The following is a 20130-nucleotide window of genomic DNA, read 5'->3' on the forward strand; positions in this document are numbered from 1 at the left end:
ATTTCGCTTAACAACGGTGAGTTGTATGCCCTTACGAAAAAGAAGCCACCGAAGTGACTTCTTTTTCATCAAGCGTATGAATGTAATCCGGCGATGACGAGGTTGACGAACACTAAGTTGAACATGATGACGGCGAATCCGCCGACACAGAGCCATGCTGCTTTCGTCCCCGTCCAGCCCCGCTGGATGCGCATATGCAAGTAATAAATATAGATGAGCATCGTGATGAGCGCCCATACTTCTTTCGGGTCCCAGCCCCAGAAACGGTTCCAGGCAATCTGCGCCCAAATCATGGCGAAGATGAGCCCACCAAGGATGAAGACCGGCAACCCGATCGCGATCGAACGGTAGCTGATCTCGTCCGCGAGGTCAAGATCGACTTTCTTCGCGAGCGGTTGCAACGCTTCCGCAATACGTTTGCGTAAGACGACGAACCGGAGCACGAGGTAAATGACGGCGCCAGCGATAACCGACCAGAGCAACGTGTTCAACTTCAACGTGTTGATGAACGTCGGCAATTCGAGCGATAGTCCACTCGCACCTGATAACAGTTGTGCGCCTTCCGGTACGAACAAGATAGGCATGAAGTATTCGTACGACTCTTGCGTACCGCGGTCATTCGTAAATTCGACGACTCCGCCGGCACCGATTGCTTTAAACAGCATCGATACGAGGATGAAGCCGAGCGTGCACATGAGGACGAACATCGTCACTTCTAGCCATGTGCGCGATTTCGATTGTTCGCGCATCGACGTTTCGTTGAGCAAGAAGATCAAGCCCGAGGCGAAACTGATGGCGAGAATCCCTTGACCGAGCGCGGCCGTCGTGACGTGAATTTTCAACCAGACACTGTTCAGTGCCGGAATGAGCGGTGCCACTTCGCTTGAGAACATCGATGCGAACGCGATGACAAGAAGCGCCACCGGCATGGCGAACAAGCCGAGCACATCGTTTTTATAGATCCCGTAGACGACGAGAAAACCGAGCACCATCATCATTCCGAAGAATGTCGTATACTCGTAAAGGTTAGAGACCGGCGCGTAGCCGACCCCGATCCAACGCATGATAAAATATCCCATTTGGGCGACAAAGCCGATGACGGCTAGCGTGAACGCATACTTACCGTAAGCGATCCGGTTGACGTTTCGGTCTTTGCGCATGCCGCTGACCGCGATTGTGAACAACACGGTCGCCACGGCGTAAAGAATGAACGCGATCAAGAGCAGGCGGCTGCTCCACTGAATCCACTCCATTATGATTCCCCTCTTTCTTTAGTTGAGTCGATGTCTGCCTTTTTTTCGAACCGAGCCTGGTCTTCCCAAATCGGCAGCCCATTTTTTTCTAGGAGCGGTGTGATCTCGCGGTGAAGCGACGACGGGTTCTTGTTCGTGAATCCAGCCACGAGCACGTCCGTCTCGTTATGACGTCGGATCCAGACCCGGCGGTGCGGCCAATACATCCCCATGACGATCCCGATCATGAAGATCGTCCCACCGACAATTAAAATCGGATACGTCGAGTCGCTCTTGACCCGAAGTCCGCTCGTACTCGCCATTTCCGTTCCTGCGAACTGGATCGCGTAACGATTGTCTTCATCGGCAACGTTCAATCGAATCCCGATCAAGTTCGATTCGGTCGTCCCATCCGGGTTCTCGACCGCTAAGAAGAAAGCAGGGTTCAACGCCCGTGGTGACTTCGTATCCGGCTGTCCGTTTCGAACTTCAAAGTCCGGATACAAGTCGTTGAGCGTCACCGTGACCTCGCCGAGATCGTATGTCGTCTCAGGGTCCGTCAAGTCAACCGTGAACGGTCCGTATATGTCACCTGTCTGTTTGTCACCGACGTTAAACGACATCGACAAAAACTCCGGTCGGCTTGAATACTGTTCCTGATACACTTCGTACTTATCAAATTTGAACGGATGGTTCACTTTCGTCGAACCGGTTTCGACTTCCTCGAGTTGCGGCGATCCGTCCTCGTTCGTTCCGGTCTTCTTGAACAGTGTCAGTTCCGTCTCATAGTTTTTCGGGACAGCACCGGCTTTTTCAATCGCTTCGGCGAACTTGGCGTCCTCCGCATTATTTTCTGGATCATACATCTCGAGGATGAACTGATCGTTACGAATGTAATACGTGTCATCGGTCGCCTCGAGCGCGACCGTGTCCCCTTCTCTCACCCATTCGAGCGTATCGGTGTGAAATGCCGGGAAGACGCGGAGCATCGCCCCCATAAAGAAGATGACAAGCCCGATGTGGTTGATGTATGGACCCCAACGACCAAACCGATACTTCTCGGCGAGTAGCGCATCGCCGTCGCGTTTTACATGATAACGCTTAGACTTTAATGCCTCACCGAGCGCGTCGATCTGTTCGTCCGTCCCTTTACCTTCACCGATCAGGCGTTGCCCGCGCATGAAGCGGTCGGTGCGTCGGACCGGTTGATATTTCAACGCTTTATACAACGGAAAGAATCGATCGATCGAGACGACGATCAGTGACAACGTCAGCATCACGATCAACGTGATGTACCACCACGACGTATATAAGTTATGGAATCCTAACGTGTAATAAATCGTTCCTGGCGTGCCATATTCTTCGGTATAGTATTGACTAGCCGGCAATTGTTGCGGAATATACATCTCTTGCGGAAATGTCGTCCCGACCGCAGAGCCGACGATAATGAGTCCAATCAACCAAAGACCGACTTTGACCGATGCAAAGAAACTCCAGACACGGTCAATCCAAGATCTCGGACGACGCTTCGACCGTAAATCGGCGCCGTCGTATTTCATATCTAGCATGTGTGCGCCCCCCGTTCGCTTACAATGACTTCTCGGCTAACTCTAACAGTTTCTCTTTCGTGAGTTCGCCTTCATACTTTTCAATGACTTTTCCGTCGGCATCGATGACGAACGTCACCGGTAAGTTATAAATGCCGTACGCCTTCTCGACTTCGCTACGTGTATCCATCAAGATCGGATAGTCGAGTTCGACGCCGAGATCATTGATAAAGTTGTCGACCCGCAGCGGCGTCTCACCGACGTTCACGGCCCAAAAATCCACGCCCATATTTTGAAGCGTGGCATAGTTGTCTTGTACGACCGGCATCTCTTTCTCGCACGGTTCACAGAACGTACCCCAGAAATTTAACAGCATCCCTTTCCCATCATACGTTTCGCGCTCGACCATCGTCGCACCGTCAAGACTGACGAGTTTAAAGTTCGGCGCGTCGTCTCCGGCCTCGACCCGGCCATCGTTCCCGGCCTGCTCGATCAATTGCATGATGACGACCGCACCGGCAAACAGCACCATCGTCATAATCATGAGGCGCCAAAATGACCGCTTTTTCTTATGGGCCATCGCTTGATTCATCCGATCGCCTTGTTTCGTCTCTTTCGTCATGATTTCACACCATCCTTCAGTTGCTATTGTACTGAAAAAACAACGATAACGCACATTAACAGACTTTTTTCATCTTTTTGTCACAGAATCTCCACAAAAGAAAAAATCATCCTGTGTAAGGACGATTTTTAACTTGTTATTTTTTCTTTTTCTTGCCTCGTGGTTCATTTGGCACGACCGGGTTCGCGAGCTCACGGAGCTTGCTCACTTCCTTGCGTGACAACTCGCGCCAGTCGCCTGTCGTGAGTCCGTCGAGCGTCAAGAAACCGAACTGTTCGCGCTTCAGTTTGATGACTTCCGAACCGACTGCTTCGAGCATGCGTCGAATCTGACGGTTGTGCCCTTCCGAAATGACGATTTCGAGAATCGCCGAGTTCTTCTTATGGTCGACTGTCTTCATTCTGACTTTCGCGCTGCCCGTCTTATAACCGTCATCGAGCTCTAAGCCTGACTCGAGCTGCTTGATAGCGATATACGAAGGGATGTTTTTCACTTTCGCGACGTAACGTTTCGGGATTTTGAACTTCGGATGAGTCATCATGTTCGAGAATTCTCCGTCGTTCGTCAAGATGATGAGTCCCGTCGTATTGTAATCGAGACGACCGACCGGGAAGACACGCGACCCTGGTGGGACGAGATCGGTAACGACTTTGCGTCCTTTATCATCGTCGACCGTCGACACGTAGCCGCTCGGTTTGTAGAGCACGTAGTAGACGTGTTCTTCCTGTTCGATTTTGACGCCGTCGACTTCAATCTCCGACTTCGGTCCGACTTTCGTCCCGAGTTCACGAACGACTTTGCCGTTAATGCGAACCCGTCCGTCTAAAATCATTTCTTCGGCTTTACGCCGTGAGGCGATACCCGCTTGGGCAATCACTTTTTGTAAACGTTCCATTTAATCATTCTCCAATCTATCTTCCGTAATCGAAGTTGGCTGGCCGAAGAACAGATCGCCTTCGTCTGCCAACTCGTCAACAAACGTTAATGGTGGCAACTCCTCGAGTGAATTGAATCCGAAATGGTCAAGGAAATGCTCGGTCGTCCGGTACAGTTTCGCGCGCCCGATCGTCTTCGCCCGGCCGGCTGATTCAATCAGCCCTTTTGACAACAACGTATGAATGACGCGTTCGACTTTGACACCGCGGACTTCCTCGATATCGGCCCGTGTGACCGGCTGCTTGTAGGCGATGATGACGAGCGTCTCCATGGCCGCACGAGACAGCGCCTGTTCGGCCATCGTCCCGACATACCGCTGAATGTACTCGGACACGTCCGGGATCGTCACAAGCTTGTACACGCCGCCCGATTCGATCAATTGAAACGGACGCCCCGAATCCGTGAACGACGCCCCTAGCTTATTCAATTGTTCGCGGGCAGCGGCCTCAGAAATATCGAGCGTATCTGCTAGCGCCCGGACTTCCATGCCCTCTTCTCCGACGACAAACAATAGGCTTTCAATGATCGTTTCATAAGACAACAACGGCTTCATCCCTTTCCTTTGACGCTTCGACAAACGAAATGTGAATATCTCGGTCGACTTGCTTTGTCGTGACGACTCGTAACTTAATCAACTCAAGCAGCGCCATGAACGTGACGACGAGGTCGGACACGTCCGGCCGTTCTTCGAAGAATGCAAAGAACGACGTGTTCCGGTTCGCCGACACATGTTCATGCAAACGGGTCATCTGCTGTTCGAGCGTCCGCTCTTCCCGCTTGATCGTCTTTTTACGCCGTTCTTTCCAACGCTTCCGCTCGACCATCTTTGAATAGGCGTGCAACAAATCTGAAAAGTTGAGCGGTCCATCGTAAGGTTGGACCAGTTCAGACATGTACCGTGTCAAATCTTCGCCGGGACGGCTATATAGTTCGAGCCGTTGCTCTTCTTGCTCGCGCATGAAGACGACCGCTTCTTTATAAGCTTTGTATTCAATCAACTGTCGAATCAACCCTTCCCGAGTCGGCTCTTCGCCGAAATCCGGAATCTCATCGTCCTCGATCGGGACCGGTGGCAACAGTTGTTTGCTCTTTAATTGGAGCAACGTCGCCGCCATGACCAAATATTCACTGGCCACATCGAGCTCAAACTTTTGCATCGTCCGGATAAAGGCGACATACTGGTCCGTGACTTCCGAAACAGAGATGTCGGCGATATCGAGCTCCATCTTGCCGATCAAGTGGAGCAACAAGTCGAGCGGGCCTTCGAACGTATCGATTTTGACGTTATACGCTTCCATAGAGACACCTGCCATTTAACATTTTTGCGCTTTAGTATAACATGTTTTGTAGTACAGTGACCACGAAAGGAGAAAATTGATGCTTACCCCTTTTTATCAGTATACATTGCTGTTTGAATGTCATGCCGATTATTTCGAGTGCCACGAGGTGCTCGAAGAGGCGTGGCAGGATGGGAACCGTGAACATCTCGGCTATGCCGTCTTGATCCAGTACGCCGTCGCCCACTACCACTTCCGCCGGGGCAATACGGCCGGGGCCGTCAAGAGCGTCGCTGCATTGAAGCAAAAGCTTCCTTTGGCCAAAAGCGCTCTTGAACCGCTCGGCATCGACATGGAGGCGTTCACAAGCGACTTGGAACGTTGGCCGCTCTCGGACACACTCCCGCTAGACGAGGCGACACGCCGACAAATCGACCGGTTGAAACCCACGTTCGAACCGACCTCCCTGACTTTCGACGAGCTCGTCCATAAACATATCCACCGTGACCGGACGCCCGTCGTTGAAGAGCGTCTGCTCGCGCTAGAACAACGACAAAAAGCTAGGCGCTGAGCCTAGCTTTTTATATCGAGACTTGATTCCATTTATCGAGCAAGTCACTCGTCTTCCCGTGACCGACAAGCGTCAAATCGAGCGGTAACAAGTTCCGCGTCTCATCGAGCAGTTCATATGAACGTTTTTCGCCACGGAACGAAGGCGACAAGGCGATATGATGGATGCACATCGTCGTCTCAAGCTGTTCCATCCCGATGATCCCGACGAAGTCTTCTTCGACTTTCCACAAGTAGAGGAACTTCGAAGCATCTTCCTCGTAAGACCGTACGAGTTCGAGAAGGGCGAGCGGAGACTTGTCGCTACATGAAAATGCGAGCAGCCCCATCGCCGTCTTCTCGTGCGATTGTTTATACTTCACCAGCATGGCTGGTCTCACCACCTTTAGTCAGACATGTTTCACGAAGTGAACACGTGAGAGACATGGCTCATTGTGCCATAACGTTTAGGCAGAAATCAATTCTCATCCCAAACTTTGACTTCAGCCATCTTCGTGCCTTGGCGAAGTTTGACCGCGTGTTCAAGGCCTGACGTCACTTTACCGAACACAGTATGAACCCCATCAAGGTGCGGTTGTGGCGCATGGACGATGAAGAACTGTGATGAGCCCGTGTTGCGCCCAGCGTGTGCCATCGAAAGCGAGCCGGCTTCATGTTTGTACGGGAACGAAGTCGACGTCTCACAAGGGATCGTTTTACCTGAACCGCCCATACCTGTTCCGTCCGGGCATCCGCCTTGACTGACGAAGCCTGGGATGACACGGTGGAACGTCAATCCGTCGTAGAAGCCGCGGTTCGCGAGCTCTTCGAAGTTGTCGACCGTGATCGGTGCTGCGTCATGGAATAAATCAAATTCAATCATTTCACCGTTCTCTAATTTCATTGATCCTTTTTTCATATGGAAATACCCCTTTATGTTCATATAGTCAATAATCACTCACATTACCCATCTTATCAAAAAAAGACGTCTGCCTCCACTGTTTTGTGGAAACAGACGTTCTGACTTACTGGATGACCGCGTGGACGAGCGGACGTGCCTCTGGTTGAGTGGCGCCAATCGTGTAAGCATGATCCATGCGTTCAAGTGCCGAAGACATGTCTTCGATGTTTGAACGAAGGACCGCGATGACGTCACCCGCCTCGACTTTGTCGCCGACTTTCTTCTCGAGCGTGATACCGGCCGCGAAGTCGATCAAGTCGTCCTTCGTTGCCCGTCCCGCTCCGAGGAGCATCGCTGCGACACCGACCTCGTCCGCGATAATCGATTCGACGTAACCGGCTGTCTTCGCGACGAACGTCGTCTCAAATTTCGCTTGCGGGAATTTAGTCACATCATCGACGAGTGAGGCGTCCCCACCTTGTGCCGCGACGAACTGACGGAATACTTCAAGCGCGTGACCGTCGGCCATCCGGCGTTCAAGATCGGCGTATGCTTCGTCAAACGTCTTATAAAATTCACCGAGGACGGCCATATGACCGGCAATCGTGAGCGCGATCGTTTTCAAGTCTTTGACGTCTTTCCCAGACAATACTTCAATCGCCTCTTTCACTTCGTTCGCGTTCCCGATCTCAAAGCCGAGCGGTTGGTCCATATCGGTGATGACGGCGATCGTCTTGCGACCGACGTTCTTCCCGATGGCGACCATCTCTTCAGCGAGTGCTTTCGCGTCGTCGAACGACTTCATGAACGCACCAGACCCTGTCTTGACGTCAAGGACGATGCTGTCGGCACCGGCCGCGATCTTCTTCGACATGATCGAGCTCGCGATGAGCGGGATCGACTCAACCGTCGCCGTCACGTCGCGGAGCGCGTAAAGACGTTTGTCGGCCGGCGTCAAGTTGCCCGTCTGCCCGATGATCGACATCTTGATGTCGTTCACTTGCTTCGTGAACTGCGCTTCTGTCAACTCGACGTTGAACCCTGGGAATGATTCGAGCTTGTCGATCGTCCCACCTGTATGACCGAGCCCGCGCCCGCTCATTTTAGCGACCGGGATACCGATCGAGGCGACGAGTGGGGCGACGATCAAACTGATCTTGTCACCGACGCCACCAGTTGAGTGCTTATCGACTTTTTTCCCTTTAATTTTAGAAAGGTCGATGACGTCACCTGACTTGACCATTTCCATCGTCAACGCCGCCGTCTCTTTCTCGGTCATGCCATTGAAATAAATCGCCATCGACAAAGCAGACATTTGATAGTCTGGAATCGTCTCATTCGTGAAGCCTTCCACGACGTAGCGGATCTCCTGTTCGTTTAATTCTCCACCGTTACGTTTTTTCAAAATCAAATCGACCATACGCATAAGTTTCGTCCTCCTAGAATTGTTTTAGTCACATGCTTTTAATCGTGCCACGTACGAGTGAAAGGAAGTCTTGACGGACGCGCTCTGTCGTCTCGATGACTTCTTCGTGGTTGAGCGGTTGGTCAAGGATACCTGCGGCCATGTTCGAGACGCACGAAATTCCGAGGACACGCATGTCTGAGTGACGAGCCACGATGACTTCTGGTACGGTCGACATGCCGACGACGTCGCCGCCGAGCAGACGGGCCATCTTGACTTCGGCCGGTGTCTCGTATGTCGGACCGGTGTTCCCGAAGTAGACGCCTTTTTGAATCTTGAGACCGAGGTCTGACGCGACCCGCTCTGTCAACGCGACGAGTTGTTTGTCGTACGCCTCTGACATATCCGGGAAGCGTGTCCCGAAGTCGCTCGCGTTCTTGCCGATGAGCGGGCTCGTGCCGAAGAAATTGATATGGTCCGTGATGACCATCAAGTCGCCCGGGTTGAACGCCTCGTTGCAAGCACCAGCGGCGTTCGTGACGATGAGCGTCTCGACACCGATCAATTTGAGGACACGGACTGGGAACGTGACTTGTTCCATCGAATATCCTTCATAGAAATGGAACCGTCCTTGCATCGCAACGACACGTTTCCCTTCAAGGTCACCAAAGACGAGCTGTCCGGCATGACCTTCGACTGTCGAGACCGGGAAGTGCGGAATATCTTCGTAAGGAATCGCGACCGGATTCTCAATCTCGTCGGCGAGCACGCCAAGACCCGATCCGAGAATGAGTCCGATTTCTGGCGTTCCGTTCATGCGTTCCTGTAAAAATGCTTTTGTTTCGTTCCAATTTACCATGTGTAGTGCCTCCTCAAATTTCGTTTAAGAAACTGTTTCCGATTGCTGGTGCGTCGACGTCAAAGTTATCCGCCACCGTGGCGCCGATATCTGCGAACGTAGCGCGAACGCCGAGGTCGACCGCAGTCGAACCGTGGTGATGGACGATGAGCGGGACATATTCCCGCGTATGGTCCGTCCCTGGTGCCGTCGGATCGTTACCGTGGTCGGCCGTGATGATCAGCAAGTCGTCTTCACGCAAGCGAGCAAACACTTCAGGAAGACGGGCGTCATACTCTTCGAGCGCGACCGCATATCCTTCCGGATCCCGGCGATGGCCGAACAATGCGTCAAAGTCGACGAGGTTCAAGAAGCAGAGCCCTTCGAACTCCTCATCAAGCGAAGCGACGAGTTTGTCCATCCCGTCCATGTTCGACTTCGTACGGACCGCTTTCGTCACGCCTTCTCCGTCATAGATATCACTGATCTTCCCGAGGGCAATCACGTCTTTGCCAGCTGTTTCGAGCGTGTTCATGACCGTCTTGCCGAACGGTTTGAGCGCATAGTCGTGACGGTTTGACGTCCGGACCCAAGCACCAGGCGTTCCGAGGAACGGCCGGGCGATGATCCGGCCGAGCATGTACGGATCTTCGCGCGTGATGTCGCGCGCGTATTCGCAGATGCGGTACAGTTCTTCGAGCGGGACGACTTCTTCGTGGGCCGCGATTTGAAGCACCGAGTCGGCCGACGTATAGACGATCAACGCACCTGTCGCGACATGCTCTTCACCGAGCTCGTCTAAAATTTCCGTTCCTGATGCCGGCTTGTTGCCGATGATGTCGCGTCCACTGAACTCTTTAAGCCGGTTGATCAAATCGTCCGGGAATTCCTCGAACACACGGAACGGCGTATCGATGTGGAGACCCATGATTTCCCAATGACCAGTCATCGTATCTTTCCCGGCCGAAATTTCTTCCATCCGCCCGAACGCGCTCGGCGCGCTTGACGGTTCGATGCCTTCGATCGGTTTAATGTTCGCCAATCCGAGCTTGCCCATGTTCAGCATGTTCAGGCCGCCATGCTCACGAGCGATGTGACCTAACGTGTCTGAACCGACGTCTCCGAACTGGTCGGCATCTGGAGCTTCCCCGATCCCGACTGAGTCCATGACGACTAAGAATATACGTTTAAATTTCTTCACAAAAGTTCCTCCTTTAAGTGTCTAGGCCCGCGGGTGATGCTTACGGTACACATCGTGGAGCCGCGCCTTGTTGACATGTGTGTAGATTTGAGTGGTGGAGAGATCGGCATGGCCGAGCATTTGCTGGATGGCGCGCAGATCGGCACCATTCTCGAGCAAGTGCGTCGCGAACGAGTGACGCAACACGTGCGGTGTGATCTCTTTCGGGATACCGGCGTCTTTCGCCCGTCGCTTGATGATCTTCCAAAACCCTTGGCGGCTAAGCCGACCGCCACGTCCGTTCAAGAACAACGCCTCGGTCTCCCGACCACCGAGGCCGTTTCGCGCTTGCTGGATGTAACGTTCGACAAAATTTTGGGCGACCGACGACACCGGAATGATCCGGGCGCTCTCGCCTTTGCCTTCACACTGTAAATACCCCAGTTCAAACTGTAAATCATCCAAATCAAGACCGAGAAGTTCGCTGACGCGCATGCCTGTCCCGTAGAGCAGTTCGAGCATGGCACGATCCCGAAGCGCGAGCGGATCGTTCGTCGGGACGCTATCGAGCAAGCGCTCGACTTCGTCTTGCGACCACGTGTCCGGCAGATGTCGTTCCGCTTTCGGCGTCTCTAAGTAAAGTGCCGGATCAGTCGAGGCGCCGCCGCTCATCTTCAGATGGTGATGAAACGTGCGAATCGAACTGACGGCTCGCCGCAGTGACGAGGCGGCCCGACCCGCTTGCGACAGTTCCTCTAAATGCTTGACGATATGTGAGCGCGTGACTTCATTCCACTCGGTCACCCCAAGTTGGGTTAGTGTCGATAAGTACTGGGTCAAATCGCTCGCATAGGCTTGTCTCGTGTTGGTGGACATTCTTTTCTCAACCGTCATATATTGTAAAAACGACTCGACTTGCGAACGCATGACATCCCCCTCCTTCCTCGCTACACCTGAATACGCTTACATCATATCACTTATGTAAACCGTTGTGAAGACGTCTGACCTCATTTTTTTGTAAGTTTTTTTGACAGTTTTTTGTCATCGATTTCACGCCCGTTTTCTCCAGGAAATCGACTGACAATCCCGCTGCATCACTGGTAAGATGAACGTAGTTGAAAAGGAGGGATGACGATGAACATCGAACACGTTGCCGTATGGGTCCACGACCTCGAACGGATGCGCCGCTTTTACGAGACATACTTTGGTGCCAGCGCCAACGACAAATATACGAACCGGCACAAACAGTTCACATCGTATTTTTTAACGTTTCCGGAATCAGCGTGCCGACTCGAGCTGATGTCGCGGTCGGACATCCAAGGCGAAGCGATGCCGACACTCGGCTGGGCGCATGTGGCGTTCGCGCTAGGCAGCGCCGAGGCCGTCGACGAATTGACGGCGCGCTTGCAGGCTGATGGCTATGAACTCGTCGATGGACCGCGTCTGACCGGGGACGGCTATTATGAGAGCGTCGTCCACGATCCAGAACGAAACAAAATTGAACTGACGATTTGATCTGATGATCAACATAAGGGAGGACAAGCCGCTCGGCTTGTCCTCCCTTGTTTCGTCAACCGTTAATGACGGCTTTATGCCCTTCGAGCGTGACGCCTTTCGCTTGGCACACTTTACAGATGCCATGGAACGTCAAACGATGGTCTTTGATTAAAAATTCATACTTGCTCTCGACTTTCTTCTCGACGTCGACGAGCAGGTCTTCCATGATCTCTTCGACTGATCCGCACTCGACACAGACGAGGTGATGGTGCGAATGGTTCGCCCCTTCTGGTCTGAGATCGAACCGGGCGACACCGTCACCGAAGTTGACTTTGTCGACGACGCCGAGCTCGGTCAACAGTTCGAGTGTCCGGTACACGGTCGCGAGACCGATTTCGGGTGCGATACTCTTGACGAGCATGAACACGTTCTCTGCACTTAGATGGTCTGTCTCATTCTCAAGCAAGATACGGACCGTTGATTCTCGTTGCGGTGTCAATTTATATCCTTTGGCGCTCAATTGCTGTTTGATCCGTTCAATTCGCGTTTCCATAAGGCGCCCCCTCTTTACATAATTCACTATTCAAAGCATACCGAAGTTCCGTCGATTTTTCAAATTAAAATCATTACTATGTAAGTCTATCACAACCTACTACAGATTAGAATTATTTCAATTTAGATAATTGCCACCATTGAATCGCCATAATCGTCTTGGCATCGGTGATCCGGCCACTCGCTAAAAGTTCGCCCGCTTCTTCGAACGTATAACGTTCGACTTGTAAAAATTCGTCCTCGTCTAGGTTCATCGCTCCCGCCGTCAAACCTTTGGCGACGAACACGTCAACGCGCTCACTACAAAATCCAGGTGCCCCGTAAAACGAGAACATCTTTTCAAGCGACTCGGCTTTATAACCGGTCTCTTCCTCGAGTTCACGCTTCGCACTCGCGAGCGGCTCTTCTCCGATTTCAAGTTTCCCGGCCGGAATCTCGAGTGACATCGATTCGAACGCTTTCCGGTATTGCTCGACGAGAACGATCTTGTCGTCCTCATCGATCAACAATATCGCGACGGCCCCATTATGATACACAAGCTCTCGGACCGACGTTCCTCCGTTCGGGAGCGCGACGACATGCTTCTCGACATCGAAAATCTTCCCTTGATAGATGACTTCCCGTTCAATCGTTTTCTCTTCCATTGTTATGTACTCCTCACGTTTTCTTATATACTGTAATTATGAGTCAAATCAATGGACGGAACAAGGAGGAATTATCGATGGCAGAACTTGGACTAGGAACGATGTCGATTTTAAAACAAGGTGACGATGAGGGCCGACGGATTCTCGAGGCGGCTTACGCGTCAGGGATCCGTCATTTTGACACGGCTGACGTCTATGACCGTCACGACGTCGAACGGCTCGTCGGTGAGACGTTTGCCGGTCGGCGCGACGATTTGTTTTTGACGAGCAAAGGCGGAAATGAATGGACCGAGGACGGAATGCGCTGGAACCCAACCCCTTCTTATTTAGAACAGGCGCTTCACGGTTCTCTCGAACGACTACAGACGGATTACTTAGACTTATATTACGTACATGGTGGAACGATGGAAGACGACCTTGACGCGACGATCGATTTCATGCGCCGACAAAAGCAGGCCGGGGTCATCCGTCAAATCGGGCTCTCCTCGATTCGTCCGAACGTGATCCGCTACTGGCTTGAGCACGGGGAGCTCGATGTCTTGATGACACCGTACTCACTGCTCGACCGCCGCATCGAATCGCTCGGGCAAGACGTTCCGCTCGTCGGTCGAGGACCGCTCGCTAAAGGGCTGTTGACCGATGAATGGTCCGAGCGCTTGAGCGCTAAGGGCTTCGAGTCGTGGAGCGAACCCGAGTTACGCAACCTCCTGTCGACGTTACCACACCCGATTCAAGCGTATGCGCTCGCTGCCGCGAAACGGACGTGTGCCGTCGTCTTGCCTGGCGCTTCTTCTGTTGAGCAGTTGCAGCAGACGATTGACGCGTATCATGACGACATCAATGAGCGTGCACTCGATAAACTACTGGCTCGTCTACCGATTCATCCGTATACAAAACATACGACCTGAACGTCAGGTCGTATGTTTATCGCGCTGTTTCATTTGTTCGATCGCCCAATCGGCCCAATCGGCATAGTTTTCCATCATGCGGATCGCATATTCACTCGTCAATAAGTACCCGAGCGTGTCCGCTTCCGATTGATGGGCTGCTTGGAACGCACGAATTTGATGTGCGACTTGTTCATGATGCGTTTTCGTCTCCTCGACGTAACGGATCGCCTCGTCAAGCGGAAGCAGTTGCAGCAGGCTGACGCGCAGCAGGTTCTCATCTTTCATCTTCGGCTGAAACGACGTCGGTTGTCTGAGCCAGTCAATCAACTCTTGACGTCCCGGCGCTGTGATCGAATAGATCTTCTTATCGGGAAGATCATGTTGGGTCACATGCTCTGACGAAACGAGGTGCTCGTCTTCCATCTTTAACAGCTCCCGATAAATCTGTGTATGATGGGCGTGCCAAAAGTGGATCATTTGCGCTTTGAACGTCGCGTTCAAGGCGTAGCCGGTCGCAGGCTGATGGGTCAACAACCCGAGTAGTGCATGACGTAACGCCATAACCATCACCATTCCCTTGCAGTTCAGTTTTTTTAAGTGTAGCACAATCTCTTGTAAGTCCGAGAATGTCAATCGGTTGACGGGCGCACCGAAGACACAGACAATGAGAGAAAGGAGTGATCAATCATGAAACCAATACAATCTGAACAACAATTCCAAACTGCCATTCAAGATAAAGGAATGGTCATCTTCACGACGTCTTGGTGCCCGGACTGCCGCCGCCTCGACATGTACGTCGACGAACTCGTCAAAGACTACCCGCAATTCAACTGGTACGTCGTCGATCGCGACGAACTGCCTGAACTGTCTGACACGCAGGAAGTCCGTGGCATCCCGTCACTGCTCTTCTATAAAGAAGGCGTCAAACAAGAACACCTTCATTCGGCGCATGCGAAGACGGAAATGCAAATTCGATCGTTCCTCGACACGTTGAACGCCTAATCAAAAGACGACCGCGGTCGTCTTTTTTAGTGCGTGAATTTCTGCATGTAGCGCCTGTCGATTTGACGCTTGATCCAATACGAACACCGGCCGTGCCACGTCAAGCGCCCAAACGTGAGTAAGGCGTGTCCCGGGGTCGTCAATAAAATATTGAGCGACGTCCGCTGTTTGTATGGCTTTTGGTCACCGAGGAGCGCCGACGCGACGTGACGGCCCGATCGGACCGCGTCGACGCCTCCGTTCAAGCCCATTGCCATATCCCCGGTGATGTAAATATCTTGATACGTCGCGTGACGCAAATAAGCGTCGGTCGGAATAAACGACCCCTCCTCGGCAAGGCCTGAGCGGTGCCACCACTCGACCGGCACGACTCCAGTCGCGTCAAGGACAAGACCGTCTGGCGCGTCCCCACCCTCATACTGTTGCGCGATCAGCGTCACCCCGCTTGCAACGAGACGACGGGCAATATGACGGCCGACCCGGTTCGGCAAGTCGGGCAAAATCTGCTTCGCATAGAGCGTGACGTGTTGCTTCGACCTCACGCAAGCGAAAGCGAGCTCGACGCCAGCTTTGCCCCCTCCGACGATCGTGACCGCACGGCTCGCTTGAATGTGTTCGATTGCTACGTCCGTCATCGGTTTCAAGCCCGTTCCGATCCCTCGGCTCTTCGCACCTGTCGCGAGCACGAGATGATCGTAAGCGATCATACCTTGATCGGTCTCGATGATTCGTTTGACCGGGTCGAGCGAGATGAGTCTGCTCGCGACCGGTGTGACGTCCGGTCGCAAGTTGACGACTGCCGAAGCCATCTCATTTGCGATCACTTGGGGGAACGCCCCGGTATAAATCGTTTCCTCAAGTCCGACATAACTGACCTCGTACCGTTCACGCAACTGTTCGATCCGCGCTAAAATTTCGAGTTGCCCGTGACCGAGCCCGACTAGGACGAGCCGCGGCTTCATCGTAAAATCCGCCGTGCTTCCAACAGGCGCTGGCTGATCGTGAACACTTCAAGGATGAGGAACAGCGTCGCGACGACCCCGATCCACGACGGGAACAAAATCATGAGCGTGAACAAGATGAAGCACTCCGTCCGTTCAAGGAGACCCGGTTGATAATAAAATGATTTCTCAGAACGTTTTGAACTGCTGGCTCCGACGGCGAGAAACAGCGTCATCGCAACGACGAAGGATCCGAGCAAGAAGAGAAAGACCGGCATGTGCTCAGGGTAACGAAGCGCCAGCGCAACGACGACCGAGATCTCGACGATGCGATCGAAGACGAGGTCGAGCACTGTGCCAAACCCCGTCTTCCGAGAGCGGCGCGCCATCGTCCCGTCAATGACATCGAGAAGACCCGACAACCAAAGCAGGGCGACCGCTGTCCAAAGCATGTCATTATAAATAAAGAACCCGACCGAGATTCCGATGACGCCTCCAAGGATTGTCACTTCGTTCGGTGTGAAATTCCATTTTAGAAGCCGATCGGCCCCTCTTTCAACGATGGGACGAACCCAGCGGCTTCCGTACGTGTCTAGCATCAAACCACTCCTTTTTTCTTCCGCAAATAGTAGGTCTCCCCGACCTGAAACGCTTCATCCCGGGGGAGAATGATGTACGTACCGGTCGCGAGGCGATACTCGCCTAGGCGATTGCCGAAGCGATTCAACTGTCGGACGAGTACGACCGGTTCGCCTGCTTCTTCCGTCACTTCCATCATCGTCGCCGGATAAGACGAACCCGAAAGCTCGATAAAGTCTCCAAACGCCGGCTCAGTCTCGTATAGTTCGCCTGGCGTCCCCGTCGCCAGGACTTCTCCGTCCTCGAGCAACGTCACCCGATCGGCGACGAGCATCGCTTCTTCCCGGTCGTGGGTCACGAGCAACGCCGTCAACTCGAGTTGTTGGACGAGGTCCCGGATCAGCCGCTGCAACTCGTACTTCAAATCCGGATCGAGATTCGTGAACGGCTCATCTAATAAAATGAGCCGCGGCTCGGCCGCAAGGGCACGGGCAAAACTGACACGCTGTTGCTCGCCTCCGGAAAGTTCGTGGATGTCATCGTCATATCGGCCCGGAAGGCGGACACGGGCAAGCCACGCCTCTGCCTGCTCCCGGGACCGGTTTTGAGTCGCGAGCGTCACGTTCTCCCCGACCGACAGATGCGGGAACAGAAGCGGTGATTGTGACAGCATCGTGATGCGCCGCTTGTGAGGAGGCGTCCCGAGGAGCGGCTCTCCGTCCCACGTCACCGTCCCCGTGTCTGCCGTCTCAAGTCCGGCGATAATCCGTAGCAACGTCGACTTCCCGGACCCGCTCACCCCGACAAGCGCATGGATCTCTTTCTTGTCAACGATCAGGTCGACCCCGTTCAACACGTCGCGTTGTTTAAAGTTTTTTTGTATTCCCGTAACGACTAAACTCATCTTAACCGCTCCTTCATAATTCGTACCGATACGCGAAACAATCCTCCGAGACCGATATACAACAAGACCGGCAACAAGATGAGGACCCACGTGTTTTGTAGTGCCAATGAAACGTCATTTCCTGCATACGATTGATACAGTTGTGTCGTGACGGTCGGGATGAGCCCTGCACCGATCAATTGCACGAGCACGAACTGACCAAGAACGATGACCGTCGAGAACAAGACGATCGTCCGCATCGTCGCCGCCAACAAAGGAAACAGCACCATGCTAAATCGAGGCAGCGGCGGCAGTGTCATCGTCTGCTCAAGGAGCGGGCGTCCGATCACATACATCGCATTGTAGGCGAGCCGGATCGAGTACGGGAGCGTCGAGACGAGCAAGACGAGCAAGACACCGGCATAAGTCCCGACGAGCCCGACGTTCGCGAGCACGATGTACATACCGAACATACTCGCCATGACCGGAATGAACAACGGGATAAAGACGAGCCATTCGACGAGTGTCCGCCACCTCGACTCTGTAAAAATCAGCCACCACGCTGTCCCGAGACCGAGCCAGACATTGATGACGGCCAAACTGATGACGTAGAACACCGTGTTCATGAGCACTTCATCCAATCGGATCGGAGAAGGCAAACCGAAGAGTAAGCCGAGAAACGGGAACAAGATGAAACTGATGATCAGGACCCGACTCATCGCCTCACCCCTTTTTCAATCCGGCGTCTTCGTTTGGCCGTAACGAGATACGATACAAAAGCCCCGACTGAGATCAATAGTGTCCAAACGAGTGCGACCGCGTAGGATTCATTCGCGTTTAAAAACAACCCTGTCGTCAGCCGTTCGTATGCGAGCACCCCGAGCAGCTCCGGGAATGTGACCCCGAGCAGGGCCGGTACCTCGTAAGCGAACGAGATGAACGCCACTAAAATCCAAAACGAGTCCAAGAGTGGCTTCAGTAAAAACGGCCACTCCGCGACTTTGAACTGCTCGAACCGTGTGAGTTGGAGCGTCTTCGCCATATCGAGATAGCCGCGATTCAGTTGCCCGTATGTGCCGAGCATCATCAAAAAGACGAACGGCACTTCTTTCCACACATACGTCAATATGACGACAAAGTGATGGCGCTCGTTCGCTTCCACAAGCCCGTAAAACGGAAAACCGCCCGAGAACAACAACAAAAATAAATACGCACCTGCGACATGCGGCACGAACATCGGCAATTTGAGCAGCGCTGAAAGCCAAACGGCCTCTCGAATCCGGACCGTTCGTGCCAACCACGTCCCGATGAGTAGCGAAATCGTCGTCGAGACGAGCGTCACGTAAAGCGTGACGGCTAAACTCGCCCGCCACGCCGCATCGCGCCAAAGTGACGTCCATTCGAATGAAGCGGTCTCACCGGCTAGAAACGCCAGACCGGCGAGCGGTAGCAATAAGACGATGACGCTCAAGCCGACGCTACCTCGCGACACGGGACCATCCTTCACGAACTTGATCGATCACGCTCGGCCCGAAGTCGGCAATCGAACGTTCGGCAAGTTGTTCAGGGTCTGGATACGTGACGCCCGTGTCCAGTTTGAGGAAGGCTTCCCGGTCCGCTCGTTCAAGCTTCATCAAATCGAGCGACGTCCCGTCCCCCCAATACGTCGCATCTTGTTTGGCGAGTTGGGCTTCCGGTGACAACAATTCATTGATCACGACGAGGGCACCGTTCGGATTGCTTGCGTTGAACGGGACCGCGAGAAAATGCGTCGAGGCGATTGAATGGTCGAGGACGAGTGCACGCGTCCCGTCTGGAAACACGCCGTCGTTTCGCTCGGCCTCAGCACGACGCTCATTGAATCCCATCGTCATCCACACGTCACCTTTCGCATAAAGTTGGTCGAGTTGGGCGAGTGACTTCGGATACGTCGCTCCTTGTTTCCACAGATTCGGTGACCACGTCGCGAGTTCATCCCAAAATGCATCCGGGATCGTTTGATCGCTTCGGATCGTTTCCCCGTAATCGGCATAGAGCAGATGGCGGACGAACGCGTTACCGGTGAAGTCTGTCACTTCAGGATACGTGAAACGGCCCGGATTTGCTTCGGTCCAACGATGTAGTTCTTCGAACGTCGCCGGAGGATTCGTCACTTTGTCGGCATCATAGTGCAGCACGAACTGAACGTTGCCCCACGCCACCTCGAGTCCGTCGGTCGGCGTCCCGGCGTCGGTCGCTTGCGCGGTCTCGTTCAAAAGTGCTGCGTTCGGGATTTTATCGAGCAGGTCGCCTTGTAGAAGCTCCGCCTCGGCCGCGTTTCTAAAATTATCACCATTGATCCACATGAGGTCGATCGTGCCCGCCTCTCGGTTCGAACGTTTATCGAGTGACAGTTGGCGAATGAATTCGGCCGTGTCCATCGGGACGCGATTCAACTCGATATCGTATGTTTCTTTCAGGCGCGGTGCGACGTAGTCATCGATGTAACGGTTGATGCCGTCGTCCCCACCCCACAAGTAAAAGTTGACCGTCGTTTGCTCAGCCTCTTGAACCGCCTCGTCAAACGTCGGGGCCAAGTCTGCTCCCGTCGTCCCGCAGGCGCTGAGGAAAACAAGCGCAAACAGCAGCCCAAATTGTCGTATTCGTCGCATCGTA

25 protein-coding genes are annotated in these 20130 nt (G+C 53.3%); 4 read left to right on the forward strand and 21 right to left on the reverse strand.

All coding sequences use genetic code 11. The annotated features are described in order from the left end of the window. Positions 1 to 68: 68 nt before the first annotated feature. The 6 genes from ccsB to EVJ23_RS00735 form a co-directional block, all read right to left on the reverse strand. Positions 69 to 1253, reverse strand: coding sequence for a c-type cytochrome biogenesis protein CcsB (ccsB, locus tag EVJ23_RS00710; RefSeq protein ID WP_071397659.1), 1185 nt, complete (start codon positions 1251 to 1253; stop codon positions 69 to 71). Beyond that, positions 1253 to 2800 carry a cytochrome c biogenesis protein ResB gene (gene resB / locus EVJ23_RS00715; protein WP_236633376.1) on the reverse strand — a complete coding sequence of 516 codons (1548 nt, stop codon included), beginning with the start codon at positions 2798 to 2800 and terminating at the stop codon, positions 1253 to 1255. Before resB ends, ccsB begins: the two co-directional genes overlap by 1 nt. Before the next feature lie 19 nt (positions 2801 to 2819). Continuing rightward, on the reverse strand, positions 2820 to 3401 hold the full coding sequence (locus tag EVJ23_RS00720; protein WP_071397661.1) for a redoxin domain-containing protein: 582 nt from the start codon (positions 3399 to 3401) through the stop codon (positions 2820 to 2822). A gap of 136 nt (positions 3402 to 3537) precedes the next feature. Then, entirely contained in the window at positions 3538 to 4296 is a 759-nt protein-coding gene (locus EVJ23_RS00725; RefSeq protein WP_071397662.1) for a pseudouridine synthase, read from the reverse strand. Beyond that, a complete protein-coding gene (scpB, locus tag EVJ23_RS00730; RefSeq protein WP_071397682.1) occupies positions 4297 to 4878 on the reverse strand; it encodes an SMC-Scp complex subunit ScpB in 582 nt (193 codons plus the stop codon). It lies immediately after the preceding gene. Continuing rightward, positions 4868 to 5635, reverse strand: a complete 768-nt coding sequence (locus tag EVJ23_RS00735) for a segregation and condensation protein A (RefSeq protein WP_070327115.1) — start codon at positions 5633 to 5635, stop codon at positions 4868 to 4870. Before EVJ23_RS00735 ends, scpB begins: the two co-directional genes overlap by 11 nt. A 79-nt stretch (positions 5636 to 5714) precedes the next feature. Here EVJ23_RS00735 and EVJ23_RS00740 point away from each other — a divergent pair, with 79 nt between their 5' ends. Continuing rightward, complete coding sequence (locus EVJ23_RS00740) at positions 5715 to 6185, forward strand: DUF309 domain-containing protein (protein ID WP_131463664.1); 471 nt, start codon at positions 5715 to 5717, stop codon at positions 6183 to 6185. Positions 6186 to 6195: 10 nt separating this feature from the next. On the opposite strand, the gene EVJ23_RS00745 is transcribed toward EVJ23_RS00740, so the two are convergent. From EVJ23_RS00745 to xerD, 6 genes are all read right to left on the reverse strand, one after another. After that, a complete protein-coding gene (locus tag EVJ23_RS00745) occupies positions 6196 to 6552 on the reverse strand; it encodes a GCN5 family acetyltransferase (protein ID WP_070327113.1) in 357 nt (118 codons plus the stop codon). 89 nt (positions 6553 to 6641) lie between these two features. Continuing rightward, positions 6642 to 7082 carry a peptidylprolyl isomerase gene (locus EVJ23_RS00750; RefSeq protein ID WP_035386247.1) on the reverse strand — a complete coding sequence of 147 codons (441 nt, stop codon included), beginning with the start codon at positions 7080 to 7082 and terminating at the stop codon, positions 6642 to 6644. Positions 7083 to 7188: 106 nt separating this feature from the next. Beyond that, a complete protein-coding gene (locus EVJ23_RS00755) occupies positions 7189 to 8490 on the reverse strand; it encodes a pyrimidine-nucleoside phosphorylase (protein WP_131439774.1) in 1302 nt (433 codons plus the stop codon). Between the two features lie 28 nt (positions 8491 to 8518). After that, the gene (locus tag EVJ23_RS00760; RefSeq protein WP_016509380.1) at positions 8519 to 9328 is read right to left on the reverse strand and encodes a purine-nucleoside phosphorylase; all 810 of its coding nucleotides are present in this window, start codon (positions 9326 to 9328) and stop codon (positions 8519 to 8521) included. Between the two features lie 13 nt (positions 9329 to 9341). Beyond that, entirely contained in the window at positions 9342 to 10508 is a 1167-nt protein-coding gene (deoB, locus tag EVJ23_RS00765) for a phosphopentomutase (protein ID WP_131463666.1), read from the reverse strand. A gap of 21 nt (positions 10509 to 10529) precedes the next feature. Beyond that, positions 10530 to 11414 carry a site-specific tyrosine recombinase XerD gene (xerD, locus tag EVJ23_RS00770; protein ID WP_016509359.1) on the reverse strand — a complete coding sequence of 295 codons (885 nt, stop codon included), beginning with the start codon at positions 11412 to 11414 and terminating at the stop codon, positions 10530 to 10532. A gap of 207 nt (positions 11415 to 11621) precedes the next feature. On the opposite strand from xerD, the gene EVJ23_RS00775 reads away from it, so the two are divergent. After that, positions 11622 to 12002, forward strand: a complete 381-nt coding sequence (locus EVJ23_RS00775) for a VOC family protein (protein WP_131463668.1) — start codon at positions 11622 to 11624, stop codon at positions 12000 to 12002. Positions 12003 to 12057: 55 nt separating this feature from the next. On the opposite strand, the gene fur is transcribed toward EVJ23_RS00775, so the two are convergent. Beyond that, on the reverse strand, positions 12058 to 12537 hold the full coding sequence (fur, locus tag EVJ23_RS00780) for a ferric iron uptake transcriptional regulator (protein WP_016509373.1): 480 nt from the start codon (positions 12535 to 12537) through the stop codon (positions 12058 to 12060). A gap of 112 nt (positions 12538 to 12649) precedes the next feature. Next, on the reverse strand, positions 12650 to 13180 hold the full coding sequence (locus EVJ23_RS00785) for an NUDIX domain-containing protein (RefSeq protein ID WP_071397666.1): 531 nt from the start codon (positions 13178 to 13180) through the stop codon (positions 12650 to 12652). A 77-nt stretch (positions 13181 to 13257) separates the two neighbouring features. Here EVJ23_RS00785 and EVJ23_RS00790 point away from each other — a divergent pair, with 77 nt between their 5' ends. Continuing rightward, positions 13258 to 14088, forward strand: coding sequence for an aldo/keto reductase (locus tag EVJ23_RS00790; RefSeq protein ID WP_236633375.1), 831 nt, complete (start codon positions 13258 to 13260; stop codon positions 14086 to 14088). Positions 14089 to 14091: 3 nt separating this feature from the next. Here EVJ23_RS00790 and EVJ23_RS00795 read toward each other — a convergent pair whose 3' ends face one another. Next, positions 14092 to 14631 carry a PadR family transcriptional regulator gene (locus tag EVJ23_RS00795; RefSeq protein WP_131463672.1) on the reverse strand — a complete coding sequence of 180 codons (540 nt, stop codon included), beginning with the start codon at positions 14629 to 14631 and terminating at the stop codon, positions 14092 to 14094. Between the two features lie 126 nt (positions 14632 to 14757). On the opposite strand from EVJ23_RS00795, the gene EVJ23_RS00800 reads away from it, so the two are divergent. Further along, complete coding sequence (locus EVJ23_RS00800) at positions 14758 to 15072, forward strand: thioredoxin family protein (RefSeq protein WP_071397668.1); 315 nt, start codon at positions 14758 to 14760, stop codon at positions 15070 to 15072. Positions 15073 to 15098: 26 nt separating this feature from the next. Here the strand turns inward: EVJ23_RS00800 and EVJ23_RS00805 are convergent, their stop codons facing one another. From EVJ23_RS00805 to EVJ23_RS00830, 6 genes are read right to left on the reverse strand one after another with little or no spacing between them, the layout of a single operon-like run. After that, complete coding sequence (locus tag EVJ23_RS00805) at positions 15099 to 16034, reverse strand: NAD(P)/FAD-dependent oxidoreductase (protein ID WP_131463674.1); 936 nt, start codon at positions 16032 to 16034, stop codon at positions 15099 to 15101. After that, positions 16031 to 16612, reverse strand: a complete 582-nt coding sequence (locus EVJ23_RS00810; protein WP_071397670.1) for a CDP-alcohol phosphatidyltransferase family protein — start codon at positions 16610 to 16612, stop codon at positions 16031 to 16033. Before EVJ23_RS00810 ends, EVJ23_RS00805 begins: the two co-directional genes overlap by 4 nt. Beyond that, a complete protein-coding gene (locus EVJ23_RS00815; protein ID WP_131463676.1) occupies positions 16612 to 17496 on the reverse strand; it encodes an ABC transporter ATP-binding protein in 885 nt (294 codons plus the stop codon). The genes EVJ23_RS00810 and EVJ23_RS00815 overlap by 1 nt, the downstream gene beginning before the upstream one ends. Next, positions 17493 to 18194: an ABC transporter permease family protein gene (locus EVJ23_RS00820; RefSeq protein ID WP_071397672.1), complete on the reverse strand. Its 702-nt coding sequence runs from the start codon at positions 18192 to 18194 to the stop codon at positions 17493 to 17495. Before EVJ23_RS00820 ends, EVJ23_RS00815 begins: the two co-directional genes overlap by 4 nt. Then, the gene (locus tag EVJ23_RS00825; RefSeq protein WP_070327101.1) at positions 18191 to 18967 is read right to left on the reverse strand and encodes an ABC transporter permease; all 777 of its coding nucleotides are present in this window, start codon (positions 18965 to 18967) and stop codon (positions 18191 to 18193) included. Before EVJ23_RS00825 ends, EVJ23_RS00820 begins: the two co-directional genes overlap by 4 nt. Further along, positions 18954 to 20126 carry an ABC transporter substrate-binding protein gene (locus EVJ23_RS00830; RefSeq protein WP_131463678.1) on the reverse strand — a complete coding sequence of 391 codons (1173 nt, stop codon included), beginning with the start codon at positions 20124 to 20126 and terminating at the stop codon, positions 18954 to 18956. Before EVJ23_RS00830 ends, EVJ23_RS00825 begins: the two co-directional genes overlap by 14 nt. Positions 20127 to 20130: the final 4 nt, after the last annotated feature.

Origin of the sequence: Exiguobacterium sp. SH1S1 (genome assembly GCF_004337245.1) — a bacterium.
GTDB classification, from domain to species: domain Bacteria; phylum Bacillota; class Bacilli; order Exiguobacteriales; family Exiguobacteriaceae; genus Exiguobacterium; species Exiguobacterium aurantiacum_A.